General features: G+C 59.3%; 9 protein-coding genes and 5 tRNA genes. 4 read left to right on the top strand and 10 right to left on the bottom strand.

The genetic code is table 11. The features are described 5' to 3' along the window. From PYK22_RS11220 to PYK22_RS11200, 5 genes are all read right to left on the bottom strand, one after another. The coding region (locus PYK22_RS11220; protein ID WP_041977226.1) for a GTP-binding protein at window positions 1-377 on the bottom strand (377 nt) is incomplete at its 3' end. Window positions 378-445: 68 nt separating this feature from the next. After that, window positions 446-520: transfer RNA gene (locus tag PYK22_RS11215), tRNA-Thr, on the bottom strand. 33 nt (window positions 521-553) lie between these two features. Next, a tRNA-Gly gene (locus PYK22_RS11210) sits at window positions 554-629 on the bottom strand. 55 nt (window positions 630-684) lie between these two features. Further along, window positions 685-774 (bottom strand) — tRNA-Tyr (locus PYK22_RS11205). Between the two features lie 16 nt (window positions 775-790). Beyond that, window positions 791-866 (bottom strand) — tRNA-Thr (locus PYK22_RS11200). A 337-nt stretch (window positions 867-1,203) separates the two neighbouring features. Here PYK22_RS11200 and PYK22_RS11195 point away from each other — a divergent pair. Then, window positions 1,204-2,166 (top strand): FlgT C-terminal domain-containing protein, encoded by a 963-nt coding sequence (locus tag PYK22_RS11195; protein ID WP_041977225.1) that lies wholly within the window; start codon window positions 1,204-1,206, stop codon window positions 2,164-2,166. A gap of 95 nt (window positions 2,167-2,261) precedes the next feature. On the opposite strand, the gene pgsA is transcribed toward PYK22_RS11195, so the two are convergent. Beyond that, window positions 2,262-2,972, bottom strand: a complete 711-nt coding sequence (gene pgsA / locus PYK22_RS11190) for a CDP-diacylglycerol--glycerol-3-phosphate 3-phosphatidyltransferase (protein ID WP_041977224.1) — start codon at window positions 2,970-2,972, stop codon at window positions 2,262-2,264. Between the two features lie 217 nt (window positions 2,973-3,189). Here pgsA and uvrA point away from each other — a divergent pair, with 217 nt between their 5' ends. The 3 genes from uvrA (at window position 3,190) to PYK22_RS11175 (ending at window position 7,181) form a co-directional block, all read left to right on the top strand. Continuing rightward, complete coding sequence (uvrA, locus tag PYK22_RS11185; RefSeq protein ID WP_041977223.1) at window positions 3,190-6,030, top strand: excinuclease ABC subunit UvrA; 2,841 nt, start codon at window positions 3,190-3,192, stop codon at window positions 6,028-6,030. Between the two features lie 42 nt (window positions 6,031-6,072). After that, a complete protein-coding gene (locus tag PYK22_RS11180; RefSeq protein WP_041977222.1) occupies window positions 6,073-6,657 on the top strand; it encodes a D-sedoheptulose-7-phosphate isomerase in 585 nt (194 codons plus the stop codon). Window positions 6,658-6,758: 101 nt separating this feature from the next. Further along, window positions 6,759-7,181, top strand: coding sequence for a secondary thiamine-phosphate synthase enzyme YjbQ (locus PYK22_RS11175; protein ID WP_041977221.1), 423 nt, complete (start codon window positions 6,759-6,761; stop codon window positions 7,179-7,181). A 101-nt stretch (window positions 7,182-7,282) separates the two neighbouring features. Here the strand turns inward: PYK22_RS11175 and PYK22_RS11170 are convergent. The 4 genes from PYK22_RS11170 to PYK22_RS11155 form a co-directional block, all read right to left on the bottom strand. Continuing rightward, a tRNA-Met gene (locus PYK22_RS11170) sits at window positions 7,283-7,359 on the bottom strand. A 102-nt stretch (window positions 7,360-7,461) separates the two neighbouring features. Next, window positions 7,462-9,024 carry an OmpA family protein gene (locus PYK22_RS11165; RefSeq protein ID WP_041977219.1) on the bottom strand — a complete coding sequence of 521 codons (1,563 nt, stop codon included), beginning with the start codon at window positions 9,022-9,024 and terminating at the stop codon, window positions 7,462-7,464. A gap of 278 nt (window positions 9,025-9,302) precedes the next feature. Then, window positions 9,303-10,739, bottom strand: coding sequence for an outer membrane protein assembly factor BamB family protein (locus PYK22_RS11160; protein WP_157770834.1), 1,437 nt, complete (start codon window positions 10,737-10,739; stop codon window positions 9,303-9,305). 38 nt (window positions 10,740-10,777) lie between these two features. Next, the gene (locus PYK22_RS11155) at window positions 10,778-11,509 is read right to left on the bottom strand and encodes a response regulator transcription factor (protein WP_041977216.1); all 732 of its coding nucleotides are present in this window, start codon (window positions 11,507-11,509) and stop codon (window positions 10,778-10,780) included. Window positions 11,510-11,542: the final 33 nt, after the last annotated feature.

Below are 11,542 nucleotides of genomic sequence, written 5' to 3'. Positions count from 1 at the left end.
TGCCGCGCCAACAATATGTGCTCCCGCGTCTGCGGCATCGGCCCATCTGTCGCCGCCACCACAAGAATCGCCCCATCCATCTGCGCCGCACCCGTAATCATGTTCTTCACATAATCCGCATGCCCAGGACAATCCACATGCGCATAATGCCGCTTCTCCGTCTCATACTCCACATGCGCCGTCGCTATCGTGATCCCCCGCTGCCGCTCCTCCGGCGCATTGTCGATCGTCTCAAACGACCGATACTGCACACGCGGATTCCTCTTCGATAACACCCGCGTGATCGCCGCCGTTAACGTCGTCTTCCCATGATCCACATGCCCTATCGTCCCTATGTTCACATGCGGCTTCGTCCGATCAAACCTCTCTTTGCTCATATTCCCCCTAACCTCTCCTCAAAGTCTACGAATGCTGGTCGATTTAAAACGATCTTGCCGAAGGATCGTGGAGCCCGCGACGGGGATCGAACCCGTGGCCTCATCCTTACCAAGGATGCGCTCTACCCCTGAGCTACGCGGGCGCGACACGAGCAACGGCGCAAATGGGTTTAAAGTGGAGCGGGCGACGAGACTCGAACTCGCGACCCTCAGCTTGGAAGGCTGATGCTCTACCAACTGAGCTACGCCCGCCCACCAGCGAAAAGCGAGGGATGTAAAACTCCCGCTCTCCGCTCCGTCGAGATCCTGGTGCAGGGGGCAGGATTCGAACCTGCGTAGGGCAGTGAAGCCCGCCGGGTTTACAGCCCGGTGCCATTAACCACTCGACCACCCCTGCTCAACTTCCGATTGAATGGAGCCGGTGAAGGGACTCGAACCCCCGACCCGCTGATTACAAATCAGCTGCTCTACCAACTGAGCTACACCGGCCCATTAGCTGCAACCTCTCAACAAATCGCACGGCACCTATACTTAAGTGCCGACAGAAAAGCTCTCCGCAGAGACTTTAGTTAAGCGACTCTCAATATCCGACAAACTGAGGATAATAGCAACGGATCTTTGAAAACGCAAGTTTAGCCGGCGTTCATGATAAACAAAATTTTCTCTAATCGCAACTCTAGTCGAAGCGACTAAAGCCCATTGACGCGCCATGGCAAACAGGCTAGGATTTGGGAGTGGCGTAATGAAAACCGCCACTGCCCCGCGATCGTCCTCACCGAACTTCATAAAATCCGGAGACTTAATCCATTGTCTTAGGAGAACTGCCGTGAAGATCATCGACAATCTTCGCCGTTACGCTGTCAGCACATTCTTTCTCAGCGGACTCTGTTTCACGATCAACGCTCAAACGGCCCCCGAAGCGTCGCCTCCTAAAGCTAAAGAGAGCGAGGTCTACTGCGCTGGGTTCATCGAGTATGCGCCTGCGCCCTATCGTTTCGAGATCGTCGGCGGCGAACAGGAGCAAGAGCGGCGCGTCTATTCCGCAGGCGATTACGTTTACATCAACGCCGGAACGGCTCAAGGGATACGAAACGGGCAGGAGTTTTCTATCATCCGACCGCGCGGCCAATTTACAACGAAGTTGACGAAGAAGAAGGGCTGGCTCGGCGTATACACGCAAGAGGTCGGGCAACTGCGCGTAGTAGATGTCAAAGAGCGCGTCTCCGTTGCGGTAATCACCAAATCGTGCGAGACGATTCTACTCGGCGATCTGCTGCGCGCAGCCTATCCGCGACCTGCGCCCGATCTATCCGCTGAGCGCACGTTCAATCGGTTCGCCGACCCGAGCAACAAGAAGCGCGGGCGCATTATTTTGGCGCGCGATGGACAGGAGATGATCTCGACCAACCAAGTTGTCTTCATCGACCTCGGTGAGGAGGATGGTCTGCGCGTCGGCGATCGTCTGGTGATTTATCGTCCTGTTGGAACTGGCAACGTGACGCGCTTTCGCGATGAAGAGGTTGTCCCCAATGCTAGCGGCGGTTTTGAAAGCGAGCGCTTTCGCGGAGGGAAATTCTCCAACCAATCTCAGCGCGTAAAAGACGGCAACTCGACTGGTATCTTCGGACCGACCGTTAACACGCCTGAGATCAAACGGCGTCGCCCACAACTGCCGCGCAAGATTGTCGGCGAGTTGGTCGTGACTAACGTGCAGCGGCGAGCCTCGACTGGCATCATCACGCAAGTCGCACAGGAGATCATCACCGGAGATTACGTCGAAGTGAGGTGAAGCTCGGCGGCTTGTTCTCTCGCCGACGAGACATGCAGACGATTGCATCGAGATGAGGGCCGGATGCGCGGTCCCGGAGCGCGCCTTCTTCGATTCTATCGTCCGTTCTTCGCCTCGCGCGCGAGCTGTCCGCGCTCAAGCGAAATGAGATAGAAGGAGCGGAAATACTGATACATCGAAACGCATGAGACGAAGACCACGACCCACAACATCGCGCGCCCTAACGTGTAGAGGAGCACTTGCCAATCGGTAATCGTGGTTCTCCCTTCGCTTAAGAGATGGTGCACCGCTTGACGCAGTTCGGGTACGGTCCAGAATTCGATGGCTGGGAAAGCTTGTCCGAAGTTGGCGACGGGTGGCGCACCCGAGACGCTTGAGAGGATGAGCAGCGTGATCGCGGCCACCTGCGCCAGCATCTTTAATTTCCCGACCCACGAAGCGGCGATGATCACCCCATCGGCCGCGGCGATTGAGCGCAGTCCCGAAACGGCGAACTCGCGACCGATGATGATGACGACCGCCCAAGCTGGCGCTAAGCGGTTTTCGACGAGCGAGATGAGCGCCGATGAGATGAGGAGTTTGTCGGCGATCGGATCGAGCAGTTTGCCGAATTGCGACACCTGCTGACGACTGCGCGCGAGAAGACCGTCCAGATAATCGGTGAGCGCTGCGCCGAGGAAGAGCGCCACCCCGGCGATGTGTCGCGGCACGCCCAGCCAGTCTTCGGAAAAGGGCGTCAGAAGCACCACGACCAAAAGCGGCACGATGAAGATGCGCAACAGCGTCAATGCGTTCGGAAGGTTCACCCGCCAACGACCCCTCGGATCAGAATCAGCACCGGGAAAGAACTTTACCAAAGAGCCGTCCGGGAAAACAAAAGATCAAATAACCACAACATCCAGATGATCGAAGCGGAAGCTCACTTGACAAGGACGCTTGCCCGGCGATCGCCTGCTAAATTACAATCGAATTTTCTCCGCATCGCAGCGAAGATCACAGTGAGGGAACGGGCGGGTTTAGGCGATGGCAATTGATCGCATTACGGTGCGCGGCGCGCGCCAACACAACCTGAAGAACATCAACGTCGAAATCCCACGCAATCGCCTAACCGTCATCACGGGGCTCTCCGGATCGGGCAAATCTTCGCTCGCCTTCGACACGATCTATGCCGAAGGGCAACGCCGCTATGTCGAATCGCTTTCGGCCTACGCGCGCCAATTCCTCGATCAGCTCGAGCGCCCAGATGTCGATTCGGTCGAAGGGCTCTCACCAGCAATCTCGATCGAACAGAAGACCGTCTCCCGCAGCCCGCGCTCGACGGTCGGTACAGTCACAGAGATCTACGATTACTTACGTCTGCTCTTCTCTTCGATTGGCCAACCGCACTGTCACCAATGCGGCGCGCCGATCACGCGCCAATCGATCGAACAGATCGTGCAAAGCGTGTTGTCACTTCCCGAAGGCGAGCGCGTGATGATTCTGGCTCCGATCGTTCGCGGTCGCAAAGGCGAGTTCAAAAAGGAGCTCGAAAGGCTCGCCAAAGACGGCTTCTTGCGCGCGCGCGTCGACGGCGAGCTGGTGTCGCTCGATGAAGAGATCAAGCTCGACAAGAGGCGCAACCATACGATCGAGGTCGTGATCGATCGCCTGTTGATCAAGCCGGGCATCGCCGAGCGCTTGACGGAATCGGTCCGCACGGCGTTGAAGCTGACAGGCGGGGCCGTGATCGTTTCGGTCGTCGATGGCGAAGAGAGGCTCTATTCGGAGAAGATGGCGTGCGTCAATTGTGGCATCAACGTCCCGCCGCTCGAACCACGCTCATTTTCGTTCAACTCCGCTTATGGCGCTTGTAAGCGTTGCCTCGGGCTCGGCACCGTGCTTGAGATAGATCCCGCCAAACTCATCCCCGATCCGACCGAGAGGGCGGATCGACTAGAATTCCTCGGCGGCGCCGATCGTCAATCGTCAGCTTTCCTGAAGAGCGCGCTGACCTCGCTCATCGAACACTTCGGCTCAGATCCGCACCTACCGTTCAACGAACTCCCGAAACAGGTGCGCGAAGCGTTCCTTTACGGCCTACCGGGCGAGATCACCTTTCGTCAAGGCCAATACACGTATCGCAGCGAATGGCGCGGCGCGCTGCGCCTGTTGCGCGAGCGCTTAAACGATCCGCCGTCGGAGAGGGCCCGACTCGCTCTGGAGGAACTGGTCTCGCCGCTTCAATGTCCCGCCTGCCAGGGCAAAAGATTGCAACCCGAATCTCTCGCCGTCAAAGTCGCGGGTCGCAACATCGCCGATTATGCCGCGATGACCATCGAAGAGGCGATTCGCGTCTTTGACCAACTGAAGCTCTCCACACGCGAAGAGCAGATCGCTGGCCTGATCTTGCGCGAGATCAAGAACCGTTTGCGTTTCCTTGAGACGGTCGGCTTAGGCTACCTCACGCTCGATCGCCCATCCTCGACCCTCTCCGGCGGAGAAGGTCAACGCATCCGTTTGGCAACGCAGATCGGATCGCAACTTCGCGGCGTGCTCTATGTCCTCGATGAGCCGTCGATCGGATTGCATCCGCGCGATAACGCGCGCCTGCTCGATACGCTCGCAGCTCTGCGCGATCTCGGCAACACGGTGCTCGTCGTCGAGCATGACGAAGAGACCATTCGCCGCGCTGACTACGTGATCGACCTCGGACCGGGCGCGGGCACAAATGGGGGCGAGGTCGTCGCCGCAGGCACGCCCGATCAAATAGCTCGCACGCCACAATCTTTGACCGGGCAATATATCAGCGGCGCGCGCGCGATCCCGGTGCCGACCGTGCGCCGTCGCCCGAACGGTAAGAGCATATGGGTGCGCGGCGCGCGCGCGAACAACTTGAAAGACATCGATGTCGAATTCCCCTTAGGGCTCTTCATCGTCGTCACGGGGGTCAGCGGCTCAGGCAAATCGACGCTGGTCGATGACATACTCTATCGCGCGCTCGCCCGCCATCTTTACGGCGCGCTCGCTGAACCGGGCGAACATCGCGCGATCGAAGGACTAGAGCACATAGACAAGGTCATAGAGATCGATCAATCGCCGATCGGAAGAACGCCGCGCTCCAATCCGGCGACCTATACGGGGTTGTTTACGCCGATCCGAGAGCTCTACGCGATGCTTCCAGAATCGCGCGAGCGCGGTTACAAGCCAGGTCGGTTCTCCTTCAACGTCAAGGGCGGGCGGTGCGAAGCCTGCGAAGGCGAAGGGCTTAAACGCATCGAGATGAACTTCCTGCCAGACGTTTACGTCCTGTGCGATGTGTGTCGCGGCGCACGCTACAATCGCGAAACGTTGGCGGTCAAGTACAAAGGCAAATCGATCGCCGACCTGCTTGACACGACGGTCGAAGAGGCGCTGCCGCTGCTCGAAAACATCCCGCAGATCAGGCCCAAGTTGCAAACATTGCTCGACGTCGGGCTGGGATACATCAAGCTGGGCCAGCCAGCCACCACGCTCTCCGGCGGCGAAGCGCAGCGCATCAAACTCGCCAAAGAGCTATCCCGCCGCGCGACCGGCAGGACGATCTACATCCTCGACGAACCGACGACCGGATTGCATCTAGCCGACGTTCACAAGCTGCTCGACGTGCTTCAAAGATTGGTCGATCTTGGAAACACGGTGATCGTCATCGAACACAACTTAGATGTCATCAAATCCGCCGATTACATCATCGACCTCGGTCCGGAAGGCGGAGATGGCGGGGGGCGCGTCGTCGCCTGTGGCACGCCGGAAGAGATCGTCCGCGTGCGCCGATCATACACCGGTCAAGCGCTCCGCTCCGTCCTCAACGGCAGCGGACGAAAGAATGCCTGGGCGCTTGACAAGTAGCGCTTCGCTAAGCGAAAACCTCGTCAGTATCACGAGAACGAGATGTCGGAACTAATCGCCAGAATCGTCGCCGAAAGCATCGAGGTCAAACGCCGTTTCTTTACGGAAAGCGGCCGCGAGATCGAACGCGCGGGCAGAGTCATCGCCGAAGTCATTCGTTCCGGATGCAAGATACTTTTATGCGGCAATGGCGGATCGGCAGCCGACGCGCAGCATATCGCCGGAGAATTCGTCAATCGCTTCATCTGCGCAGACAGACGTGCGCTTCCCGCGCTCGCCCTTTCGACCGACGGCAGCATCCTCACCTGCATCGCGAATGATACGGCGTTTGATCGCGTCTTCGCCCGCCAGATCGAAGCTTTCGGCGCGCCCGGCGATGTGCTGATCGCGATTTCGACTTCAGGCGATTCGCCAAACGTCATCGCAGCGGCGCTCCAAGCGCGCATGCAAGAAATGAAGATCATCGGGTTCCTCGGGCGCGACGGGGGGCGTATGGCTTCGCTCTGTGACATCGCGCTCATCGTCCCGAGCGCCAACACGCAACGCATCCAAGAGACGCACAACCTCCTCGGCCACATCTTATGTGAGATGGTAGAGCGACAACTATTCCCGGAACAATTCAGCTAGTCGTCAGCGCTGATAAGCAGCCAGTTTTCGATGAGAGTCTTTGCGACCAATTTCAAGATCGAAGCGCTCCTTATTCATACCGCAGTCCAAGGAGGGCGGGCATGAGATCGCACACGAAATATCTGACCTTCAACGTCCCCGAAAGGATGGCGTTCGTGCGCATCACCGAACAAGTTGAAGAAGAGGTGAGAAAGAGCGGGATCAAGGAAGGCCTCTGCCTCGTCAATGCCATGCACATCACCGCCAGCGTCTTCATCAACGATGACGAACCTGGGCTACATGAAGACTATAAACGCTGGTTGGAATGGCTCGCGCCATATGATCCGAGCCCCGAACGCTACCACCATAACCGCACGGGCGAAGATAATGCTGATGCGCATCACAAACGTCAGATCATGGGGCGTGAGGTGGTCGTCGCAATAACCGATGGTAAGCTCGATCTCGGTCCGTGGGAGGAGATCTTCTACGGCGAATTCGATGGGCGCAGGAACAAGCGGGTGCTCATCAAAATCATCGGCGAATGAGTTGAAGCCAAAGAATCGCCGAGATCGATGGGGAAGACGGTCCTCACGCGCCCCTGAAAATTTTTGAGGCTCCACGTTCGGGTGGAGCCTCCTTGAGGAACTGGTAGCGGGGGTGGGGCTCGAACCCACGACCTTGGGGTTATGAATCCCACGCTCTGACCAACTGAGCTACCCCGCCATGAAGCGATCTATATTGCCCAAGCGAGACCGTTTGCGTCAAGCGATGGGCTAATGTCCGAAACGTTCTCCGGGGCTGAGGCGATCACCGGATCCCTTCGAATCAGTTGCTGCCTGCGCGCTGTTCCGCTTCCGATCGGTCCTCTCTGGGGATCAAAGTTATCTCCGCTCGCCGATTGCGCGCGCGACCGGCAAGAGTGTTATTCGGCGCGACGGGATTTGCCGATCCCATGCCGAGCGCGCGGATGCGCGCGCGATCGACTCCCGCAGCGATCAATTTCTCGGCCAGACGCTGCGCGCGTAGCTCGGTTAAGGCGCGCAACGCGCCATCGTCACCGCGATCATCGCTATAAGCTTCGATGATGATCTGAAAATCGGGGTAGTTGGCGAGCAGCGCCGCCAGAGGCTCGAGCTTCGCGGCGGCGCGCGGCGACAACTCAGCCACGCGCGGACCGGCCCACAACCCATTTTCCGGCAACGTTACAATGACTCCCTGTTCCGTTGCGCGCACCGTCCCATAACGTGCCAATTGCTGCTTGAGGTTTTCGAGGGCTGCGCGTCGTTCGGCGGCCTTCTGCTCAGCTCGGCGTTCGCCCTCGACGCGCGCCAGTTCGAGCTTCGCCTTTTCGGCTTCGGCGCGCGCCGTTTGCAATTCATCACGCAAGCGCTCGTTCTCCGACTGAAGGTCGCGGATACGCTGGTTGGCATTTGCTAAGTCTCTTTCGAGCAACTCGCGTGCATGTGCCTCCCGTTCCAATGCGGCGCGCAAATCGGCGACCTCCTTGCTAGCGTCGGCGGCGGCGCGCTCGGCTTCACGCAAAGCCTCGTCGCGCTGCGCTATCTCTTCGCGCCTTTGTCGCGCGGCGCGCCGCGCGATGGCGAGCTCTTCTGCGCGCACGGCTAAACTCGTCGCGCGCCGCGCAAGCGCATCAACCTCCGCTTCTTTCTGTTTCAAACGCCAAGCGCCCTCGGCTTGTTGTAGCTGCTCTTCCGCAGCCTTCAACTCGTCCGGCGCGTCGCGCTCGGCGCCGGCAAACCGCGCGAGCTTCACGGCTTGGCGCGCGCCCAGCAGAGAGGTCGGCGTTTGCGTGTAATCGCTGTCGGCGACCTCGGGGATGGTCAACTCGCGATAGTAGTCGCTCGTGTTGCCGATGTAGCGAACGGGCACGGTGGCTATCTCCGTCCCGTCCGTATCGCGCGGCGGCAGATTCTCCAGCACGACCATGCGACTCGGGGTTTGCACAAGAAAGTGCGGTTCGGCGGTGACGATCAAAGCGAAGGTTTGCAGCGGCGTCGTCACCTCGATCTTCGAGTCGATGAAGATGCTGCCGCTCCGCTTGATCTCACCGAGGTTGTCTGTACGCCCTTCCGGCGAGATGGCCCAGAGCACATAGGTCGTATAGGCTCCGCCTAATTCATAAGCGCGCGGCAGATTCTCGATCTTCATTTCGATCCTCGTGCCGCTTCGTCCCGTGCGTTTGACCTTTGCCTCGCCGCTCAAGCGGGGCAGGCGTGTGGTTCCGCGGAACTTGACCGTCACCGTGCGATCGAGCGGATAGGTTATGGCGATCGTCTCACGCGGGATGTCGCTCTGCGCCTGCGCGGCCAGCAAACGCAGGACGAACAATCCGAAAAGCAAAGGGAACGCTGTTCTGACACTTCTCATTGAATGTTTCCTCGACACGGAGCGATTTGATCTTCCGGCACCCGATGCTCGCGATGCGCTTCGTTTTCTGTTGATGCGACATCTGCGCCATCTGTTGCCGCACGAGTCACTTCTGCGATGTTCGCCAATCGGCAACGAGTTGCACAAATCCAACGCCAATCGCGCACAACAAGAAGATGTGCCACATGCCGCCTTTACCAATGATCCACCCGATCGACCAAATTATGAGCAGAATCGCCGCCACTCTCCAGAGCATTCGAATCCCCTTAGCCGTTTTATCATTGCGCTGTGGGGAGTGCCACCGCGCGCAAGCCCCAGCGATCGCCGCCAACGGCGTAGCGCGCGCGCTCACCGCTAACGATCACCAACGAGCGCAATTCGCCTCCTGCTTCGCTTCTCACATCCTCGGATGCCTCTTCGGCCTGCCATAGCCAAACCCCGTCGCGTCTGCGCCAAGCCATCGCGAACGCCGATCCAGCAGGGGCCAAAAGATCGTTCGCGCCATCGCCATCGAGATCAACTAACGTGACCGCACGAGCATCCACCGCTCCATCTGCGCTCCACTTGATCTCTCGCCTCATCAGATCGAAAAGCGACACGCGCCCGCGCGCGGTGACGAAGGCTAGTTCTTCATTTTCGACCGCCATCTCGCCGCGCGGCCCATCTTCAAGCTCCTTCTCCCACAGGATGCGCAGATCACCTGGGGCGAGGGCGACCAAACCACGCGCCGTTCCAATGATGAGCGGGCCGGACTTCCCTTCTACGAAAACAGGCGGCGTCGTCGCCGGCACGGCGAGCTTGATCGCCCTAAGACTCTTCCCCTTATCGTCTCTTCGCTCGATCGTCCCGTCGAGATGGGCGATGAAGAGCGATAGACCTTCATCGCTCGATAGGACCGATGGCGCTCCTATAGCTTCCGTTTCCAACGGCACGCTCCAAATCTCGCGTCCGGTCTCGCCTTCGAACAAGCGGAGCGTCGCTGGGCCGGCAGTCGCAACGAGCGCTTTCGCGTCCGAGGCGCCAACGACGCTCGCTCCGGTGATGGTGCCGGAGACGCGCTGCCGCCAAAGTTCGCGCCCAGTGGCCGCATCGAGAACGCGCACTCGATCACCTTGAGCCACCAGAACGCGCTTCCCCTTCGTTGAGGGAAGAGGCAGCGTCCATGCATCTACGGGGACCGCGCGCGATTCCGCCTCTTCCGGTCGCGAGATCCAACGCACCGCCCCCGTGCTCGCCTCAAGCGCATAGGTCATCCCGCGCTCGTTCGTTCCAACGATCAAGCTCGTTTCAGGATCGAGCGATAAGGCGCTCGGGCGAAGAACTTTACCGATCAAGGCGCGCCAACCGCCTATCGGCGATAGCAGGAGCGGGACGGGACGCTCGCCCGCTTTGATGAGGGCCGGTGCCGAGAATCGCCCAGTCTCGTACTCCGCTGGCGCAACCCGCCAATAGTAAGCGCCCGGACTCAGATCGGCGACGACATACTCGTGCCCGCTGACCAAACGATCGAAAACGATATCCTTGAATCCGTCATCGCGCGCAAGTTGCAAGCGATAGCGCGAAACGCCGGGCCGCTCTTCCCAACGGATCTTAACGGCGGCTTTTCGTTCAGCGCGCGCCGCCTCTTGTCGCGGGATCGCCGCCGTTCCCCCCAGACAGAGCAAAACGAGCGTCGCGATCTCCAAGGCGATCCGCCCATCGGAAAACGATCTCATGGCGCTTCCGTTCGCCACAACCGCTCGCCCCGCTTCGCTTACAAAGCGTCGTTCATCTTGTAACCGACGCCGCGCACGGTCAAAACGTAGCGAGGATTCTTCGGATCGGCTTCGATCTTCTTGCGCAGACGGTTGATGTGCGGGTCGATGTTACGCTGATAACCTTCGTAATCGGTGCTCCAGATGGCGTCGAGAAGTTCGTTGCGCGACCAAGCGCGACCGGGCTCGCTCGCCAGTCGCTCGAGGATGCGAAATTCCAGGGGCGTCAAATCGACGCGCTCGCCGCCGAGCGTCACTTCATGACGACGCTTATCGATGACCAGATCGCCGATGACGATGCGCTCTTTGACTGCGGGCTGCGGCGCGCGCCCAGCGCGTCGCAGCAAAGCCTCGACGCGCACTTCGAGTTCACGCGGATCGAACGGCTTAGCGAGATAATCATCCGCCCCCGCGTGGAAACCCGCGACTTTGTTCTCGACGGCATCATGCGCCGTCAGAAAGAGCGCCGGCGTATCGATCCCACGTTCGCGCAAGCGCCGCAACAGTTCGATGCCATCCAACTCCGGCATCGCGACATCGAAGATGAAACAATCGAAGTGGCCCAGCAACGCGCGTTCGAAAGCGCGGCGCGCATCCTCTTCTTCCGTGACCTCGTAGCCGAGGCGCCGCAGATATTCGGCCAACAGGCGAAGCATGCTCAAATCATCATCGACGATGAGCAAACGCCGAGCGGTCCTCTCTTTCTCCGCACCTGTCGCACCCGTGTTCATCGCTTAAAAGCTCCCCTCATCGCAGGGATTATA

It is taken from the genome of Pyrinomonas methylaliphatogenes, assembly GCF_000820845.2.
GTDB lineage: Bacteria > Acidobacteriota > Blastocatellia > Pyrinomonadales > Pyrinomonadaceae > Pyrinomonas > Pyrinomonas methylaliphatogenes.
The sequence above is the reverse complement of the archived record's forward strand: the minus strand, read 5'-3'. Positions and strand labels throughout refer to the sequence as shown.